Source organism: Streptomyces sp. NPDC056160 (assembly GCF_042268205.1).
In the GTDB taxonomy this organism is placed as follows: Bacteria; Actinomycetota; Actinomycetes; order Streptomycetales; family Streptomycetaceae; genus Streptomyces.
Map to the genome: position 1 here is coordinate 101,825 of NZ_JBHJUW010000007.1, position 18,906 is coordinate 120,730.

Sequence of the window (18,906 nt, forward strand, 5' to 3'; positions counted from 1 at the left end):
CTAACGGCGCGAGGCGATGGCCTCGTACACCATGCCGACGAGCAGGTCGTCGGCGTCCCGGCGGCCGAACTCACCGGCGGCACGCGACATCTGGTACAGCCGGTGCGGATCGGCGAGCACGGGCAGGACCTGCTGCTGCACCCACTCCGGGGTGAGGTCCGCGTCGTCGACCAGCAGTCCGCCGCCCGCCTTGACCACCGGCTGGGCGTTCAGGCGCTGTTCGCCGTTGCCGATGGGCAGCGGGACGTAGGCGGCCGGGAGCCCGACGGCGGAGAGTTCGGCGACGGTCATCGCGCCCGCGCGGCAGAGCATCATGTCGGCCGCGGCGTACGCGAGGTCCATCCGGTCCAGATAACTTACCGGGATATAGGGGGGCATACCCGGCATCTGGTGCACGCGCGGCAGTTCGTTCTTCGGGCCGACGGCGTGCAGGATCTGGATGCCCGCCTGCTGGAGCCAGGGCGCGACCTGCTGCACCACCTCGTTGAGCCGGCGGGCGCCCTGCGAGCCGCCGGTGACCAGCAGCGTGGGCAGGTTGGGGTCGAGCCCGAACGCCGCGCGGGCCTCGGGACGCACGGCGGCCCGGTCCAGGGTGGCGATCGCCCGGCGCAGCGGGATGCCGATGTAGCGGGCGCCGCGCAGCTTGCTGTCCGGGGTGGAGACGGCGACCTGGGCGGCGTAGCGCGAGCCGATCTTGTTGGCCAGGCCCGGGCGGGCGTTGGCCTCGTGGATCACGATGGGCACACCGCGCCGCTTGGCGGCGAGGTAGCCGGGCAGGGCGACGTAGCCGCCGAAGCCGACCACGGCGTCGGCCTTGGTGCGTTCCAGGATCTGCTCCGCGGCCTTGATCGTGCCGCGCAGCCGGCCCGGGACGGTGATCAGCTCGGGCGTGGGCTTGCGCGGCAGCGGGACCGCCGGGATCAGCGCCAGCTCGTAACCGCGCTCCGGGACGAGCCGGGTCTCAAGGCCCCGCTCCGTGCCCAGGGCCGTGATTCCCACGGTCGGGTCCTGCCTGCGCAGGGCGTCCGCGAGGGCGAGCGCGGGCTCGATGTGGCCCGCGGTACCTCCGCCGGCGAGTACGACATGCACCGAAATTCACCGCTCTCCGGACGAACGCGCCGCCGAGGCGCGCCGTCGCATCGTGTTCCATCTGCTGGGCCCCTGACCGGACCCCTGCCCCGATCCTGCCCCGGATCGCCGGCCCGAGCCACGGCCGGATCCGCCGGCGGACTCCCGGCCGGGAATCCGGCCGAAGGCCCGATCGGGCTTCCGGCCGGTTCTCCGGCCGGAAGCGGAGCCTGACGCACGCTTTCTACCAAAGCGAGGTTGCCGCATGGCAAGTGCGGCCCGCGCGGCGGGCTCGTCACGCGCGAAGGCGATCAGCAGCCCGATGGCGAACATCGTCGGCAGCAGGGCGGATCCTCCGTAGGAGAACAGCGGGAGCGGGACACCGGCGATCGGCAGCAGGCCGAGCACCGCACCGATGTTGATCACCGCCTGCGCGATGATCCAGGTGGTCACGCCTCCCGCGGCGTACCTCACGAAGGGATCCTCCGTGCGTCCGGCCACGCGGATGCCCGCATAGCCTAGAGCCGCGAACAGGGCGAGCACCGACAGTGTTCCCGCCAGGCCCAGTTCCTCACCGGTCACGGCGAAGATGAAGTCGGTGTGGGCCTCAGGGAGTTGCCCCCATTTTTCCACACTCGCGCCGAGGCCGGAACCGAAGAATCCGCCGGAGGCCAGGGCGTAGATGCCGTGCACGGCCTGCCAGCACTTGGTCACGTCACCGGAACCGACGCACGCGAACCGGTCCAGGCGGTTGGGGCTGGTCTTGATGAGGACCAGTCCGATCAGGCCGGCGACCGAGAGCACGCCCACGAAGAGGCGGGTGGGCGCGCCCGCCAGCCACAGCAGGCCGAACAGGATGGCGGTGAGGATGATCGCGGTGCCCATGTCGCCGCCGAGCATGATGAGCCCGAGCAGCATGAAGCCGACCGGGACGAGCGGTACGAGCATGTGCTTCCACTGCGTGAGCAGCCGCTTCTCCTGCTTGCGCGCGATCAGGTCGGCGGCCCAGAGCACCAGCGCCAGCTTGCCGATCTCGCTGGGCTGGATCTGGAAGGAGCCGCCCAGGGAGATCCAGTTCTGGTTGCCGTTGACCGACATCCCTATCCCCGGCACCTGCACCAGCGCCATCAGGAACACCGCGCCCGCCAGGATCGGGTAGGCCAGCGCCCGGTGCAGTTTCACCGGCATGCGCGCAGCGGCGAGCAGGAGTCCGGCACCGATCACCGCCGCGAGCAGTTGCTTGCGGAAGAAGTACGAGCCGGGCAGCGCCATCTGCAACGCGGTGACCTGGGAGGCCGAGTAGACCATCACCAGGCCCAGCACGGTGATCAGCGAGCTGCCGCCGAGGATCAGGTAGTACGCGGTGAGCGGCCGGTCCCACGCCTTGCGGGCGCGGGTGACGAGGGTGCGGACGGCGTTGTCGCGGCCGGGGCGGGCGGCGGCGGGCCGCTGGGCGGTGCGCCGCACGGGCGGCCGGCCCGCCCGGCCGCCGGGGCTACCGGGCATCTCCGCCTCCGCCGTACGTCGGCCGCCCAGGTCCTGTCCGGCCGGTCACGCCGCAGCCGCGGGGCCTGCCACGCCCTGCCCCGAGCTCTTCGAGCAGGGGGGGACCCCCGGCGGCGTTGTCGCCGGTCGCCGCGGCTCCGCCAGGACTTCCTCCTCCGCCGTGCGGCTGCACGCACCGAGCCCCGCTCACCCGGGCTGACACGCACCGTCGCTGAGCTGCGACATGATCCGCCGGACAGACCCTACGTCCGGCTCGGTTCGCGGGTCCCACGCGTCCCTCCCAAGGTCGCCCGGCAGCGGGGGCGGCCGGGGTCAGCGGGCGCCGAGTTCGCGAACGGCCTCCGCGAACGCGTCACCACGCTGGTTGTAGTTGGCGAACATGTCCATGGAGGCGCAGGCCGGGGCGAGCAGCACCGTGTCGCCGGGCCGGGCGAGCCGCCGCGCCTCCTGGACAGCCTGGAGCATCGCCCCAGTGTCGGTCCGGTCGAGGTCGACGACGGGGACCTGGGGCGCGTGTCGCGTCAGGGCGTCACGGATCAGCGCGCGATCGGCGCCGATGAGGACGGCACCGCGCATCCGCTTCGCCGAACGCGCGACCAGCTCGTCGAACTCGGCGCCCTTCGCCAGGCCGCCCGCAATCCATACGATCGACTCATATGCCCCCAACGAGGCCTCGGCCGCGTGGGTGTTGGTGGCCTTGGAGTCGTCCACGTAGGCGACGCCGTCGACGTCGGCCACGTGCGCGATGCGGTGGGCGTCCGGGGTGAAGGCCCGAAGTCCGTCCCGCACGGCCGTCGCGGGCACGCCGTAGGCACGCGCGAGGGCCGCCGCGGCAAGGGCGTTGGCGATGTTGTGCGGGGCGGGCGGGCGGACGTCGGAGACCTCCGCCAGCTCCTGGGCGTTCTTGTGCCGGTTCTCGACGAAGGCGCGGTCGACCAGGATGCCCTCCACGACGCCGAGTTGGGAGGGGCCGGGCGTGCCGAGCGTGAAGCCGACGGCGCGGCAGCCCTCTTCGACGTCGGCCGCGCGCACCAGGTCCTCGGTGGCCGGGTCGGCGACGTTGTAGACGCAGGCGACGCGGTTGCCCTCGTAGATACGGCCCTTGTCGGCGGCGTAGGCCTCCATGGAGCCGTGCCAGTCGAGGTGGTCCGGGGCGAGGTTGAGGACGGCCGCGGAGTGGGCACGCAGCGAGGGCGCCCAGTGCAACTGGTAGCTGGACAGCTCGACGGCGAGGACGTCGTAGCGCTCCTCGCCGAGGACGGCGTCCAGCAGGGAGACCCCGATGTTGCCGACCGCCGCCGTGCGCAGGCCCGCCGCCGTGAGGATGGAGGCGAGCATCTGCACGGTGGTGGTCTTGCCGTTGGTGCCGGTGACGGCCAGCCACGGGGCTGGTTCCCGGCCGTCGAGGCCGCGCAGCCGCCAGGCGAGTTCGACGTCCCCCCAGACCGGGACGCCGGCCTTCCCGGCCGCCCGGAACAGCGGCTTGTCCGGCTTCCAGCCGGGCGCGGTGACGATCAGTTCGGTGCCGTCGGGCAGGGTGTCGCCGTCGCCGAGGCGCACGGTGACGCCCAGGGACTCCAGTTCGGCCGCCTGCGCGCGGGCGCGCTCGTCGTCGCCGTCGTTGACGACGGTGACGCGCGCGCCCAGGCCGTGCAGGACCTTGGCCGCCGGGATCCCGGAGACGCCGAGTCCGGCGACGGTGACGTTCTTCCCCTGCCAGTCGGTCACTTGTCCGCTGCCCATCCCGCGTAGAAGAGGCCGAGTCCGACGATCACACAGATGCCCTGGATGATCCAGAATCGGACCACGACGAGCACTTCGGACCAGCCCTTGAGTTCGAAGTGGTGCTGGAGTGGCGCCATCCGGAAGACGCGCTTCCCGGTGAGCCGGAAGGAGCCGACCTGGATGACCACCGACATGGTGATGAGCACGAACAGGCCGCCCAGCAGCGCCATCAGCAGCTCGGTGCGCGAGCAGATGGCCAGGCCCGCGAGCACACCGCCGAGCGCGAGCGAACCGGTGTCGCCCATGAAGATCTTGGCCGGTGAGGTGTTCCACCACAGGAAGCCGAGGCAGGCACCCATCAGCGCGGAGGCGACGACCGCGAGGTCGAGCGGATCGCGCACCTCGTAACAGGCGTTGGGGTTGGTCAGGGTCATCGCGTTGGCGCACGACTCCTGGAACTGCCAGACGCCGATGAAGGTGTAGGCGCCGAAGACGAGGACGGAGGCGCCGGTGGCCAGGCCGTCCAGGCCGTCGGTGAGGTTCACGCCGTTCGACATCGCGAGGATCATGAACAGCGCCCAGATCACGAACAGCACCGGGCCGATCGTCCAGCCGAAGTCGGTGATGAACGACAGCTTGGTGGAGGCGGGGGTGTTGCCGCGGTTGTCGGAGAACATCAGTGACAGGACCGCGAAGCCGATGCCGACGATCAGCTGGCCGGCCATCTTCGCCTTGGCGCGCAGACCCAGCGAACGGCGCTTGACGATCTTGATGTAGTCGTCGAGGAAGCCGACCATGCCCATGCCGACCATGAGGCCCAGCACCAGCAGACCGGAGTAGGTCGGCGGCTTGCCCGTGATCACCTTGGACAGGAAGTAGGCGGCGACCGTCGCCAGGATGAAGGCGATGCCGCCCATGGTCGGCGTCCCGCGCTTGCTGGCGTGCTCGCGCGGGCCGTCGTCGCGGATGTACTGGCCGTAGCCCTTGCGGGCCAGCAGCTTGATCAGCAGCGGAGTGCCGACCAGCGTCAGGAAGAGGCCGATGACTCCCGCGAACAGGATCTGGTTCATCATCGGGCTGCGACCTCACCCTCGGCACCGGTCTCGACGAGCGCCTGGGCAACGCTCTCCAGACCGACCGAACGGGACGCCTTCACGAGCACGACGTCCCCCGGGCGCAACTCGCTGCGCAACAGGTCGATCGCCGCCTGTGCGTCGGACACGTGCACCGACTCCTCACCCCACGAACCCTCGTTGTATGCGCCCAGTTGCAGCCAGGACGCTTCCCTGCCCCCGACCGCGACGAGCTTGCTGACGTTGAGCCGGACGGCGAGCCGTCCGACCGCGTCGTGCTCGGCGAGCGCCTCGTCCCCGAGCTCGGCCATCTTGCCGAGCACCGCCCAGGTCCGCCGCCCCCGGCCCATCGCCGCGAGCGCGCGCAGGGCGGCCCGCATGGACTCCGGGTTGGCGTTGTAGGCGTCGTTGACGACGGTCACGCCGTCCGGGCGCTCGGTGACCTCCATCCGCCAGCGGGAGAGGGAGCCCGCCTCGGAGAGCGCGGTGGCGATCTCGGTTGCGGACATGCCCAGCTCATGGGCGACGGCGGCCGCGGCGAGCGCGTTCGACACGTGGTGCTCACCGTACAGGCGCATGGTCACATCGCATGCACCGGAGGGTGTGTGAAGGCTGAAGGAAGGCTGTCCGCTGTCCGTGAGTCTCACGTTCTCGGCGCGTACGTCCGCTTCGTCGGACTCTCCGAAAAGGAGCACCTTCGCCTTCGTACGGGAGGCCATGGCCCGGACCAACGGGTCGTCGGCGTTGAGGACCGCCACCCCGCCCTCCGCGGCCGGCGGCAGGCTCTCGACCAGTTCGCCCTTCGCCTGGGCGATCTGCTCCCGGCCGCCGAACTCGCCGATGTGGGCGCTGCCGACGTTGAGCACGAGGCCCACCCTCGGCGGGGTCAGTTCGGTGAGGTACCTGATGTGGCCGATGCCGCGGGCGCCCATCTCCAGCACGAGGAACTTCGTCTCCTCGGTGGCGCTCAGGGCGGTCAGCGGCAGCCCGATCTCGTTGTTGAGCGAGCCGGGCGTGAACACGGTCGGGGCCTTGCGCCGCAGCACCTGGGCGATCAGGTCCTTGGTGCTGGTCTTGCCCGCGGAGCCGGTCAGGGCGACGAGGGTCGCGCCGAGCCGGGTCACGACGTGGCGGGCGAGGGCGGCGAGGGCGGCCTGGACGTCCTCGACCACGATCGCGGGCACGCCGACGGGGCGGGCGGCCAGCACGGCGACCGAACCGGCCTCGACGACGGCCGCGGCGAAGTCGTGGCCGTCCACGCGCTCGCCGGCGAAGGCGACGAAGAGGCTGCCGGGCACCGCCTCCCGGGAGTCCCGGACGACGGGTCCGGTCACCTGGACGGACGGATCCGGTATGTCGTGCGTCTGCCCGCCGACGACTGCTGCGATCTCGGCGAGGGAGAGGGCGATCACAAGTTCATCCCCTGGGTCTTCTGGATTTTCGATCCCCGGGCCGTTCGGACGGTCGTCCCTGGGTCTTACGGGCGTTCATCCCTGGCTGTCCCGGGCGTTCACCCCTGGGTGTTCCGGATTGCTTCGCGCAGGACCTCACGATCGTCGAAGGGGCGGATCACGCCCGCGATGTCCTGGCCCTGCTCGTGGCCCTTGCCCGCGATCAGGACCGTGTCCCCGGGCCGCGCGCGGCCGACGGCGGCCGAGATCGCGGCGGCCCGGTCCTCGAACAGGAGCACCTCGCCGCGCTCGTGCGCGGGCACCGCGGCGGCGCCCTGGAGCATGGTGGCGAGGATCGCCAGGGGGTCCTCGGAACGCGGGTTGTCGGAGGTCAGTACGGCGGTGTCGGCGAGCCGGGCCGCGGCGGCGCCCATCGGGGCGCGCTTGGTCGTGTCCCGGTCGCCCCCGCAGCCGAGCACCACGTGCAGGTGCCCCTTGGTGACCTTGCGCAGGGCCTTGAGGACCGACTCGACGGCGTCCGTCTTGTGCGCGTAGTCGACGACCGCGAGGTAGGGCTGTCCGGCGTCGACGCGCTCCAGACGGCCCGGCACGCCCGGGACGGCGGCGATGCCGTCGGCGGCGCTCTGCGCGTCGAGGCCCGCGGCGGCCAGCGCGACGATGGCGGCGAGGGTGTTGGCGACGTTGAACGGGCCCGCGATCGGGGACCTGGCGGCGATCCGCCGGCCCTCGGGGCCGATCACGGTGAACGTGGAGTCCATCGGTCCGACCTGGACGTCCTCGGCGCGCCAGTCGGCGTCCGGGTGGCCCTCGGCGGAGAAGGTGACGACCGGGACGGTGGCCTCCCGCACGAGCCTGCGGCCGTACTCGTCGTCGTGGTTGACCACTCCGAGCCTGCTGCGGGCGGGCGTGAAGAGCTGCGCCTTGGCCTGGAAGTAGTCCTCCATGCCGGAGTGGAACTCCATGTGCTCCGGGCTGAGGTTGGTGAAGACGGCGATGTCGAAGACGCAGCCGTCGACCCGGCCGAGCACCAGGGCGTGGCTGGAGACCTCCATGGCGACCGCCTCGACACCGCGCTCGCGCATGACGGCGAACAGGGCCTGGAGGTCCGTGGCCTCGGGGGTGGTCCGCTCGGACTTGATGCGCTCCTCGCCGATGCGCATCTCCACCGTGCCGATCAGCCCGGTGGACTTCGCGGTCTTCAGGCCGCCCTCGACGAGGTAGGCGGTGGTGGTCTTGCCGGAGGTGCCGGTGATGCCGATCTGGAGCAGGTCGCGGCCGGGCCGGCCGTAGATCGTGGCGGCCAGCTCGCCCATCCGCGCGCGCGGGTCCTCGACGGCCAGGACCGGCAGCCCGGTCGCGGCGGCGCGCTCGGCGCCAGCCGGGTCGGTGAGCACGGCGACGGCGCCCAGGCTCGCCGCCTGGGTGACGAAGTCGGCGCCGTGCGCGCGGGCTCCGGGCAGGGCGGCGTACAGGTCGCCGGGGCGCACGGCGCGCGAGTCGTGGGTGATGCCCGTGACCTCGGCGGTGCTGTCCGGCTGCGCGGTACCCAGCTGACCGGCCAGCTCCGCGAGGGTGACGGCAAAGACCTGGACCGGCCGCGGCGGCCCCGGATATGTCACGGAAGCGCCCTTCTGGGTGGTTTGGGACTGATCAGGGTGTGGCACGGCGGTGAGCGTACCGGGCGTACCCGGCTGCGGGCGAAGCGAGGGCGCGGGCTCCGGGCGGTTCCCGGGTTCCGGGGTGATCGTTGTCACGGGCTGGTTCCTGGTGGTTCTGTTCCGGTGGTACGGGCTCCGGCGGGTGCTGCGGTGCCGGTCGGGGCCGTGAGGGCGCTCGGGGTCAGGGCTTGAAGTCGACGGGCAGGTTGGCGGCCTGCGCACCGGTCGGCGGCACCTGCAGCGTCTTCAGCGCGAACGCCATGACCTGCTTGTAGATCGGACCGCAGATCTGGCCGCCGTAGTAGCTGCCCTTGGTGGCGTTCTGGATCGCGCAGTAGACGGTGACGCGGGGGTTGTCGGCGGGCGCGAACCCGGCGAAGGACGATGTGTAGCCGCGGTATCTGCCGGTGGCCGGATCCACACGGTTGGCCGTACCCGTCTTGCCGGCGACGCGGTAGCCGGGGATGCGCGCCTTCAGACCGGTGCCCTGCTCGTCGTCGACGACGGACTCCAGCATCTGTGCCAGTTCCTTCGCCGTCTGCGCGCTCACGACCCGGCGCTTGCCGGGCTCGGCGGCGGGGCTGAAACGGCCGTCGGGGCCCTTGGTGCCGCGCACCAGGGACGGCTGGATCCGGACCCCGCCGTTGGCGATCGTCGAGTAGATGGACGCCGCCTGCAGCGCGTTGATGGAGAAGCCCTGGCCGAACGGGATCGTGTACTGCTGCGAAGTGGACCACTTCCCGGGCGGCGCCAGGATGCCCTTCGTCTCGCCGGGGAGACCGGTGCCGGTGTAGCTGCCGATGCCGAACTTGCGCAGGTAGGAGTAGAGGACCTTGTTGGCCTCCGGCTGCGTCGGGCCGAGCCGGCCGGTGGCCAGGATGGTGCCGATGTTGCTGGACTTGGCGAGCACGCCGTTGAGCGTGAGGTACCAGGTGTCGTGGTCGACGTCGTCCTGGAAGAGCCGGTCGCCGCGGTGCAGCCGGTTGGGCACGACGACGTGCGTGAGCGGTGTGGCCGCGTGCTTCTCCAGCACGGCGGCCATCGACATGACCTTGGCGGTGGAGCCGGGCTCGAAGGCGTCCTGGACGGCGGCGTTGCCGAGCGCGGCCGGGTCGGCGTGGGCCAGGTCGCCCGGGTCGAAGCCCGGGGAGTTCGCCATGGCGAGGATCTGGCCGGTCCGGGTGTCCTGCACGATCACGTAGCCGCGGTCCGCCTGGGACTTGCGCACCTGCTCGGTGATGGCGTTCTGCGCGGCCCACTGGATGTCGCGGTCGATGGTCAGCTCGACGTCGGTGCCCGGCACGGCCGGCGTCCCGCTGGAGCCCGCGGTGGGCACTTCCCGGCCGCCGGACTGGGTGTAGCGGATCTTGCCGGGCTTGCCGGACAGCTGCTTGTCCAGCTGCCGCTCGATGCCGCCGCCGCCCTTGCCCTCGGCGTCGACCCAGCCGAGGAGCGCGGCGGCGAGGTCGCCGCCCGGGTACACGCGCTGGGTGCTGGTCTGGGAGAGCACTCCGGCGAGGACGTTGACGGTCGACTTGTCCGTCTGCGCCTTCTTGGCGAGCGCGGCCTTCAGGTCCTTGATCTGGGTCCACACCTGCGGGGTCTGACGTCGGGCCAGCAGCACGTACCGCGTGTTCGGCGTCCGCAGCTTCTTCGCGAGACCGGCCTGGTCCTGGTTGAGGATCGGGGCGAGCAGCGCGGCGGCCTGTTCGGGGCCGTCGCCGACCTTCAGGGCCTCGCGGGTGAACAGGGTCGGATCGGCCGTGATGTCCTCGGCGTCCACGCTGCTGGCGAGGGCCACGCCGTTGCGGTCGGTGATGTCGCCGCGCTCTGCGGCGATCGTGTGGACCACGTAGCGGTTCGCGTCGGCCTTGGCGGCGTAGGCGCTCGCGTCGACGGCCTGCACCTGGAGCAGCCGCACCACGAAGACGAGCATCACCACGGTCAGCGCGAGGGCGACCATGCGCAGCCTGGGGCGCGGGCTGCCCAGGCGCAGGACGCGCACCGGCGGGGGCCGCCAGGTGGAGCTGGGGCGGCGGGCCGGACGGGCGCCGGGACCGGGGCGGGGCCGGCCGCCGCCGGGGCGGGCGGGCCTGGCGGGTCCGGGCACGCGGCGGCGCGGCGGTTCCCTGTCGGACACTTCCGTCACCTGCCGGGGGTCGGGGTCGTCGCGGGCTGGGGGGCGGTCATGGCGGCCGGGTCGCCCGCGGGGGCGTCGGTGGCCGCGCCGGCGGGGCCCGTGAGGGGCAGGGTCTGCGCGGGGCCGGTCTGCCCCGGGGCCGGGGTGGCGGCGCCGGCGGCGGACGCGGGCAGGTCGGGGTCGGTCGCCGTCAGGGTCTCGGGCGGCCGTACGGACACGGGAAGGTCCTGCACGAAGGCCTGCTCGGCGGCCGAGGGGACGCCCTTGACGGTGCCGTCCGGGTTCAGGAAGGCCGGGTCGCCGCCGGGCACCATGCCCAGTTGGAGGGCGCGGCGCTGGAGGGCGTCCGGGGCGGAGTAGGAGTCGATGTCCCGCTGGAGGCCCTGCTCCTCGTCGGTGAGCTTCTTGGTGTCCTTCTTCAGGTCGTCCATCTGGAACGCGCCCTCGCTGAGCGCCGAGTTCAGCACCAGCAGCCCGATGAGGCCGCCGCCCAGGAGCAGCACGACGAGCAGGACGAAGGGGGCGCGGGCCGCCTGCTGCCCCTTCACCGGCAGGAGCCGCGTCAGCCGGGCGGCACGGCCCCTCGGCTCGGGTTTGCTGCTCACTGGTCCCCCTGGCTCACTCGGCGTCCTCCCTGATGCGCTCGGCCCCGCGCAGCCGGGCCGGTGCCGCCCGCCGGTTCGCGGCGATCTCTTCCTCGCTGGGAAGTTCGGCACCGCGCGTGAGCAGCTTGAGCCGGGGCTGGTAGCGCTCGGGTACGACCGGCAGGCCGGGGGGTGCCGTCGTGGCCGCGCCGGCCGCGAAGACCTGCTTGACCAGGCGGTCTTCGAGCGACTGGTACGACAGTACGGCGATCCGTCCGCCGACGTCGAGGGCCTTCACCGCGGCCGGGACCGCCCGCTCCAGGACGGAGAGTTCGCCGTTGACCTCGATGCGCAGCGCCTGGAAGGTGCGTTTGGCCGGGTTGCCGCCGGTGCGCTTGGCGGCCTGCGGCAGGGCGTCGCGGATCAGCTCCACCAGGCGGGCGCTGTTGGCGAACGGCTCCTTCTCGCGCTCGCGCACCACGGCGGCCACGATCCGCTTGGCCTGCTTCTCCTCGCCGTAGGCCCGCAGGATGCGGACGAGTTCACCGGCCGGGTAGGTGTTGAGGACCTCGGCGGCACTGATCCCGGTGGACTGGTCCATGCGCATGTCCAGGGGCGCGTCCTGGGCGTAGGCGAAACCGCGGTCGGCCTCGTCGAGCTGCATCGAGGAGACACCGAGGTCGAAAAGGACGCCCTGCACGCGCGGCAGGCGGAGCCGGGCGAGGACGTCGGGCAGTTCGTCGTAGACGGCGTGCACCAGGGTGGCCCGCTCGCCGAAGGGGGCGAGGCGTTCACCGGACAGGCGCAGCGCCTCCTTGTCGCGGTCGAGGGCGACGAGACGGGCCTCGGGGAAGCGGGTGAGCAGCGCCTCGCTGTGTCCGCCGAGGCCGAGGGTGCAGTCGACGACCACCGCTCCCGGCCGCTCCAGGGCGGGTGCCAGGAGGTCCAGGCACCGCTGGAGCATCACGGGTACGTGTCGGCTGTCGCTCAAGGGGCCCTCTCAGGTCCGGCACGCCCCGCACGCACCGCCGGGTCCCCGACCGCTCGCGAGACGACGGTGCCCTGCCGGCGCCGGAAGCGTCAGCCGACCGGGAGCGGGAGGGAGCCGAGCCGTACGTACGCGCCGCGCACGTGGGGAGACCGTCGGGTGTGTGCGAGGTCTCCGGGAATGCAGTACAGCAGGGAGCGCCACGCCTCCCGCTTCGCGTCACTTTAGTCCACCCTGTCGCCCGGTCAATCAACCGGCCTGCGCGTCGCCCGCCGGAGTGCGGGGACACGGGCTTGCGGGAGGATTCACCCGCACGGACGTGGCTCGCGCTGTGTGTGGAGTCGCTCACACGACGCCACTGTGGTGTTCTTTGTCCCCTCCCATGACGCGACCGGAGCGCGCACGCCCAGTAACGTCATGAGTATGACGACTTCCGCATCAGTTCCCGCCAACTCCGAGGACGCCGCCACGGACCGCTCCGTCATCGACCGCCTCGTCGCGGCCAACGGGACCTACGCCGACGCGTTCACCGACCCCGGCATGGACGCCCGGCCCGTGCTCCAGGTCGCGGTCGTGGCCTGCATGGACGCCCGCCTCGACCTGCACGCCGCGCTCGGCCTGCGGCTCGGCGACTGTCACACCCTGCGCAACGCGGGCGGCGTGGTCACCGACGACGTGATCCGCTCACTGGCCATCAGCCAGCGCGCCCTCGGCACGCGCAGCGTGGTGCTCATCCACCACACGGGTTGCGGCATGCAGACCATCACCGAGGAGTTCCGGCACGACCTGGAGATGGAGGTCGGGCAGCGTCCGTCCTGGGCCGTGGAGGCCTTCAAGGACGCCGACCAGGACGTACGGCAGTCGATGCAGCGCGTGCGCACCTCGCCGTTCCTGCTGCACACCGACGACGTACGCGGATTCGTGTTCGACGTCAGGACGGGCCGGCTGCGCGAGATCGACCCCGTGTGACCTCCGTGCCCGCCCGCGGTCCGGCTCCCCGGCACCGCCGCCACCTGCACAGGGCCGGTCGCCGGCACTCCGGCGCGGCCCCGGGCGGGCCCTTGGTCGTCCCCGGCGAAAAGTCGTAGAACCCGAATCTCGCGGCCAGTTGTCCACAGGCGAGTGACACGAATCGGTAACGGCGGCAAGAATGCGGGGTGTGACATCGCACGGAACCGTTCCGGCGCGGTGTCCGTGTTCGGGGTGGGCCCGGTCCGCGCAGCGGGAGGCCGGCCCGGAAAGTTGGGGAATCCCCCGCTCGGCGACGGGCGCGGGGAAGGGCCGAGGAGGGCCGGGTGACGACCTTTGACGAGCGAGCGAGCCATGGGGGCGCCCCCGCGCGAGTGAGATCGAGCGTGGGGGAAGACCTGACCGCCACTGTGGAGCGGGTCCGCAGTTCGGTGGAGGGAGTGATCGAGGGCAAGCCCGAGGTCGTACGGCTCTCGCTGACCGTGCTGCTCGCCGAGGGGCACCTTCTGATCGAGGACGTCCCCGGAGTGGGCAAGACGATGCTCGCCAAGGCGCTGGCGCGGTCCATCGACTGCTCGGTGCGGCGGATCCAGTTCACCCCCGACCTGCTGCCCTCGGACATCACCGGTGTGTCCATCTGGGACCAGCAGCGCCGGGACTTCGAGTTCAAGCCGGGCGCCATCTTCGCGCAGATCGTGATCGGCGACGAGATCAACCGCGCCTCGCCGAAGACCCAGTCGGCGCTCCTTGAGTCCATGGAGGAGCGCCAGGTCACCATCGACGGGCAGACCTACGAACTGCCCAGCCCCTTCATGGTGGTGGCCACGCAGAACCCGGTCGAGATGGAGGGCACCTACCCGCTGCCCGAGGCCCAGCGCGACCGCTTCATGGCCCGGGTGTCCATCGGCTACCCCAGCCCGGAGGCCGAGTTGCAGATGCTGGACGTGCACGGCGGGGTCAGCCCGCTGGAGGACCTCCAGCCGGTGGCGCACGCGCACGACGTCGTGAAGCTCGTCGAGGCGGTCCGTTCGGTGCACGTCGCCAAGGCGGTGCAGCGGTACGCGGTCGACCTGGTCGCCGCCACCCGGACCCACCCCGACCTCAGACTCGGTGCCTCCCCGCGCGCGACGCTGCACCTGCTGCGCGCGGCGAAGGCCGCCGCCGCCCTGAGCGGGCGGGAGTACGCGCTGCCGGACGACGTGCAGGCGCTCGCCGTCGCGGTCCTGGCCCACCGTCTGCTGCCCACCGCGCAGGCGCAGCTCAACCGGCGGACGGCCGAGCAGGTCGTCGAGGAGATCCTGCAGCACACGCCGGTACCGGCGGCGGCCCAGGCGGGCGGCGGCCTCGGCATGGGCAACACCACGCCGGAGTTCGGCCGGCAGCAGCCGCGGAGGCTGTGATGACGGACGCGGGGGCCACCCGCGCGGAGGACGAACACGGCGGACGCGGCGGCGTGCGCACCGCGCTGACGGGGCTCACCACCCGCGGGCGCTCCTTCCTGGCCGCCGGAGTGGCGGCGGCCGTCTGCGCGTACATCCTGGGACAGGCCGAACTGCTCCGGGTCGGGCTGCTGCTGGCGGTGCTGCCCCTGGTCTGCGCGGCCGTCCTCCACCGCACGCGCCACCGGGTCACGGGCAGCCGCCGCCTCTCCCCCGCGCGCGTGCCCGCGGGCTCCGAGGCCCGCGTGCACCTGCGGATGGACAACGTCTCCCGCCTGCCCACGGGCCTGCTGATGCTCCAGGACCGGGTGCCCTACGTCCTCGGGCCGCGCCCCCGCTTCGTGCTCGACCGCGTGGAGCCGGGCGGCCGCCGCGAGGTGTCCTACCGGGTCCGCTCCGACCTGCGGGGGCGCTATCCGCTGGGGCCGCTGCAACTGCGGCTGACCGACCCGTTCGGGATGTGCGAACTGACCCGCTCCTTCTCGACGTACGACACCCTCACGGTCGTCCCGCGCGTGGAGCCGCTGCCGCCGGTCCGGCTGGGCGGCGAGGCCAAGGGGTACGGCGACGGACGGCATCGTTCCCTGGCTCTGGCCGGCGAGGACGACGTGATCCCGCGCGGGTACCGCCACGGCGACGACCTGCGCCGCGTGCACTGGCGTTCCACCGCGCGCTACGGCGAGCTGATGGTGCGCCGCGAGGAGCAGCCGCAGCGGGCCCGCTGCACGGTGCTCCTGGACACCCGCGCGCTCGCCTACCGGGGCGCGGGCCCCGACTCGGCCTTCGAGTGGGCCGTGTCCGGGGCCGCCTCCGTGCTCGTGCACATGCTGGAGCGCGGCTTCTCGGTACGGCTGCTGACGGACACCGGCAGCTGTGTGCCGGGCGAGGGCTCCGACGGGTTCGCTGGCTCCGGCCAGGAGTCGGCGGACGCGGCCGGGCTGCTCATGGACACGCTCGCCGTGATCGACCACTCGCAGGGGGCGGGGCTGTCGCGCGCGTACGACGTGCTGCGCGGTGGCAACGAGGGACTGCTGGTGGCCTTCCTCGGCGACCTCGACGAGGCGCAGGCCACGATGGTCGCCAAGATGCGGCAGCGCAGCGGGGGTGCGGCCGCCTTCGTGCTGGACAGCGAGGCGTGGAACCGGGAAGCAGCCGACGCGCCCGGCGGCCCCGCCGACCGCGCCGAGGAACGGCTGCGGATGCTGCGGGACGCGGGCTGGGCCGCCGTGGGCGTGCCGCGGGGCGCCTCGCTGGAAGAGACCTGGCGCCACGCGGACCAGGCACGCACGGGCGTCGGCGCGCCGGGCCGGGCCGGCTTCGCGACGACGTCCGCGCCGGACCCGGGAGCGAGCGGTACGGGGGGCCCGGGCAAGGCCGGCGCGGCGGGCGCGGGGGGAGGGCCCTCCGTATGAGCGGGGCAGCCGGCCAAGCGGTTCGGATCGCGGCATCCGGCGGAGCGCTACCGATCACGGCGTTCGGCCGAGCGGTTCCGGTCGAGACGGCCGGCCGAGCGGTTCCGGTCGAGACGGCCGGCCGAGCGGTCCGGTTCCGGAAGGCGCGGCCGGATGCCGGGGACCGCGGGCGGCAGGGCAGTCGCCGGGACCGTGTCGAGAGGCCCCCGGCCGCTCCTTGCCGGCACGGGTTCGGCGGTCCCGGGGACCGGCGCGGCGGGGGCCCGGCAGGTGACGGCGAGTGCGCGGGGCGCGGGCGGTGCGGGCGGAGTGCCGGACGGTGCGCGGGGCGGGGGCCGGGACGGGTGGAGCGGAGCGGGGGCACGAGTGGTGTGACGGGCCCGGTGGGCCGGGGGAAGGCGCGGGGATGAGCGGACGGACACGATTGGCGCTGTGCGCCGCGGCGGCCACGCTGATGGCGGCGTGCGCGTTGCTGCCGCTGGTCTCCCCCGCCACCTGGATCGTGCAGGTGGCGCTGATGCTCGTGGTGCAGTGCGGCGTCGGCGTGGCCGCCCGGCGGGTGCCGCTGGCGCGGCCGCTCACCGTGGCGGCGCAGGCCCTGGTCACCCTGCTGCTGCTGACCCTGGTCTTCGCACGGGCCCAGGCCCTCGCCGGGCTGCTCCCCGGCCCGGCCGCCATCCGGCACCTGGTCGACCTGCTGCGTCAGGGTGGCCAGGACGTCGGACGGTACGCGATCCCGGCACCGCTGTCCGACGGCATCCGGCTGATGCTCATCGGCGGTGTCCTGGTGATCGGGCTGATCGTGGACACCCTCGCGGTGACCCTGCGCAGCGCGGCCCCCGCGGGGCTGCCGCTGCTCGCGCTGTACTCCGTGGCCGCGGGACTGTCCGACGGGGGCTCGGCCTGGCTGTGGTTCCTCCTCGCCGCCGCCGGCTACCTGATGCTGCTGCTGGTCGAGGGCCGGGACCGGCTCTCGCAGTGGGGCCGGGTGTTCAGCGGCGCCTCGCGCGCGGGTGCCGGGGAGCCGGGCACCGCGCTGGCGCCGATCCGCACCGGGCGCCGGATCGGCGCGGTGGCGCTGGGCGTCGCCCTGGTGGTTCCGCTGGCCCTGCCCGGCATGCGCGGCGGGCTGCTGGACGCGGCCGGGGCCGGGGCCGGCTCGGGCATCGGGGGCGGCACGATCTCCGCGGTCAACCCGCTGGTGTCGCTGCGCGACAGCCTGAACGTCGACGAGGACCGCACGGTTTTGACCCTGCGCACCAACTCCGCGAACGCCTCCGACCTGTATCTGCGCATCGTGTCCCTGGACGACTTCGACGGCACCACGTGGAAGCCCTCCCAGCGGCACATCGTCGGCGTGCCAGACCCGTTCCCCGCCCCGTCCGGACTGGACGGCGCCGTGCGGCGCACGGAGATCACCACGTCGATCGCAGCGGCAGACTGGTACGCCCAGGACTGGCTGCCGATGCCGTACCCGCCGAGTGGTGTGCGGATCGACGGCAGCTGGCGCTACGAACCCGTGGGCATGACCCTGGTCGGCGACCACGGGCAGAACACGCGTGGCCTGACCTACCAGGTCAAGAGCCTGGAGGTGCAGCCCTCCGCGGAGCAGCTCGCCACCGCCGGAGAGCCTCCGGCGGTCGTGAAGCGCGAGTACACCAAAGTGCCCAAGACGCTGCCCGGCCTGGTGGCGAACACCGCGCGCGCGGTCACCGAGGGCGCGGCGAACCACTACGAGCAGGCGGTGAAACTCCAGGACTGGTTCGCGTTCGACGGGGGTTTCCAGTACGACACCCAGGTCGAGGCGGGCACCGGCTCCGAGGCGATCTCGCGCTTCCTGAAGGACAAGCGGGGCTTCTGCGTCCACTTCTCCTTCGCGATGGCGGCGATGGCCCGCACGCTCGGCATTCCCGCCCGGGTGGCGGTGGGCTTCGCACCCGGCACCCCCCGGGGCGACGGCACCGTCGAGGTGGGCCTGAAGGACGCGCACGCCTGGCCCGAGCTGTACTTCGAGGGCGTCGGCTGGACCCGCTTCGAGCCGACGCCGACGCGCGGCACGGTCCCGCAGTACACCGAGTCGGACCCCGCGGACACGACGCTGCCGAACCCGGCGGTGCCGTCCCCGCAGGCCAGCTCACAGCCCTCGGCCGCGCCGTCGACGACCACCGACTGCACGCCGCAGATGAAGAAGCTGCAGGAATGCCCGAGCCCGTCCGCGCAGGCCGCGCTGCCCACCGGCGGCGACGGTCCGAAGTGGTACGCGGTCGCGGGGTGGGCGCTGGGCGGGCTGGTCGTCGTCGTCCTCCTGCTCTCGCCCTTGCTGTGGCGCACACGCAGGAGAGCGGTCCGGCTCGGTGCGCACGGGCGCGGGGAGGCCGGCGCACCGGCCCACCGGCTCGCCGTCTGGCAGGAAATGACCGACACCGCCTGGGACTTCGGGATCTTCCCGGACGAGTCGCAGACGCCCCGCAAGACGGCGGCGCGGATCGTCCGGCTCGGCCGGCTCGACCCGCCGGCCGCGGCCTCGGCACACCGGCTGGCCGACGCCCTGGAGCAGGTGCTCTACGCCCCGAGCCCACGGCCGATGCCGGGGCTCGCCGAGGACGTCCGCCGGGTCGTCGCGGGACTGCGTGGCACCGCGTCGCGGGGCGCCCGGTTGCGGGCCGCGCTCGCGCCCCGCTCGGCCGCCCGGCTGACCTGGGCCTTCTCTGCCCGGTGGGCGGCCCTGCGGTCCCGCGTGACCGGTCTGCGCCCGGTACTGCGCCGGCCGTCGCGGCAGCGGGGCTGAGACCACGGTCATGTGCGAGGGGCCGGCCACTTCTCTTGGGTTCTAGTGGCAACGCCGTTCAGTTAGGGCGGTCTGGGCCGTGTCAAGGGTCGGTTGTGAGCATGTTGATGCTGATGGTGGCCTTGTAGGTGGTCCGGTCGATGG

At 72.9% G+C, this 18,906-nt stretch carries 13 protein-coding genes; 4 read left to right on the forward strand and 9 right to left on the reverse strand.

All coding sequences use genetic code 11. The annotated features are described in order from the left end of the window. The 9 genes from murG to rsmH all read right to left on the reverse strand — a co-directional run bounded on the left by murG (window position 1) and on the right by rsmH (window position 12,157). Entirely contained in the window at window positions 1–1,089 is a 1,089-nt protein-coding gene (gene murG / locus ACFC02_RS04445) for an undecaprenyldiphospho-muramoylpentapeptide beta-N-acetylglucosaminyltransferase (protein WP_376352006.1), read from the reverse strand. 6 nt (window positions 1,090–1,095) lie between these two features. Next, window positions 1,096–2,574, reverse strand: a complete 1,479-nt coding sequence (gene ftsW, locus ACFC02_RS04450) for a putative lipid II flippase FtsW (protein WP_376352008.1) — start codon at window positions 2,572–2,574, stop codon at window positions 1,096–1,098. A 312-nt stretch (window positions 2,575–2,886) separates the two neighbouring features. Then, window positions 2,887–4,317 carry a UDP-N-acetylmuramoyl-L-alanine--D-glutamate ligase gene (gene murD, locus ACFC02_RS04455; RefSeq protein WP_376352011.1) on the reverse strand — a complete coding sequence of 477 codons (1,431 nt, stop codon included), beginning with the start codon at window positions 4,315–4,317 and terminating at the stop codon, window positions 2,887–2,889. Continuing rightward, a complete protein-coding gene (gene mraY, locus ACFC02_RS04460) occupies window positions 4,299–5,372 on the reverse strand; it encodes a phospho-N-acetylmuramoyl-pentapeptide-transferase (protein WP_037863372.1) in 1,074 nt (357 codons plus the stop codon). The genes murD and mraY overlap by 19 nt, the downstream gene beginning before the upstream one ends. Further along, window positions 5,369–6,784 carry a UDP-N-acetylmuramoyl-tripeptide--D-alanyl-D-alanine ligase gene (gene murF / locus ACFC02_RS04465; RefSeq protein ID WP_376352016.1) on the reverse strand — a complete coding sequence of 472 codons (1,416 nt, stop codon included), beginning with the start codon at window positions 6,782–6,784 and terminating at the stop codon, window positions 5,369–5,371. Before murF ends, mraY begins: the two co-directional genes overlap by 4 nt. Window positions 6,785–6,882: 98 nt before the next feature. After that, a complete protein-coding gene (locus ACFC02_RS04470; RefSeq protein WP_376352019.1) occupies window positions 6,883–8,538 on the reverse strand; it encodes a UDP-N-acetylmuramoyl-L-alanyl-D-glutamate--2,6-diaminopimelate ligase in 1,656 nt (551 codons plus the stop codon). A gap of 85 nt (window positions 8,539–8,623) precedes the next feature. Further along, window positions 8,624–10,582: a peptidoglycan D,D-transpeptidase FtsI family protein gene (locus tag ACFC02_RS04475; protein ID WP_376352022.1), complete on the reverse strand. Its 1,959-nt coding sequence runs from the start codon at window positions 10,580–10,582 to the stop codon at window positions 8,624–8,626. Between the two features lie 5 nt (window positions 10,583–10,587). Next, a complete protein-coding gene (locus ACFC02_RS04480) occupies window positions 10,588–11,187 on the reverse strand; it encodes a septum formation initiator family protein (RefSeq protein WP_376352025.1) in 600 nt (199 codons plus the stop codon). Window positions 11,188–11,200: 13 nt separating this feature from the next. Continuing rightward, the gene (rsmH, locus tag ACFC02_RS04485; RefSeq protein ID WP_376352028.1) at window positions 11,201–12,157 is read right to left on the reverse strand and encodes a 16S rRNA (cytosine(1402)-N(4))-methyltransferase RsmH; all 957 of its coding nucleotides are present in this window, start codon (window positions 12,155–12,157) and stop codon (window positions 11,201–11,203) included. Window positions 12,158–12,577: 420 nt separating this feature from the next. On the opposite strand from rsmH, the gene ACFC02_RS04490 reads away from it, so the two are divergent. The 4 genes from ACFC02_RS04490 (at window position 12,578) to ACFC02_RS04505 (ending at window position 18,762) form a co-directional block, all read left to right on the forward strand. Next, window positions 12,578–13,123, forward strand: a complete 546-nt coding sequence (locus ACFC02_RS04490; protein ID WP_376352031.1) for a beta-class carbonic anhydrase — start codon at window positions 12,578–12,580, stop codon at window positions 13,121–13,123. Window positions 13,124–13,449: 326 nt separating this feature from the next. Then, complete coding sequence (locus tag ACFC02_RS04495; RefSeq protein ID WP_376352034.1) at window positions 13,450–14,523, forward strand: AAA family ATPase; 1,074 nt, start codon at window positions 13,450–13,452, stop codon at window positions 14,521–14,523. After that, a complete protein-coding gene (locus tag ACFC02_RS04500) occupies window positions 14,523–15,974 on the forward strand; it encodes a DUF58 domain-containing protein (RefSeq protein WP_376352037.1) in 1,452 nt (483 codons plus the stop codon). Before ACFC02_RS04495 ends, ACFC02_RS04500 begins: the two co-directional genes overlap by 1 nt. A gap of 406 nt (window positions 15,975–16,380) precedes the next feature. After that, the gene (locus ACFC02_RS04505) at window positions 16,381–18,762 is read left to right on the forward strand and encodes a transglutaminaseTgpA domain-containing protein (RefSeq protein ID WP_376352040.1); all 2,382 of its coding nucleotides are present in this window, start codon (window positions 16,381–16,383) and stop codon (window positions 18,760–18,762) included. The last annotated feature ends 144 nt before the right edge of the window (window positions 18,763–18,906 follow it).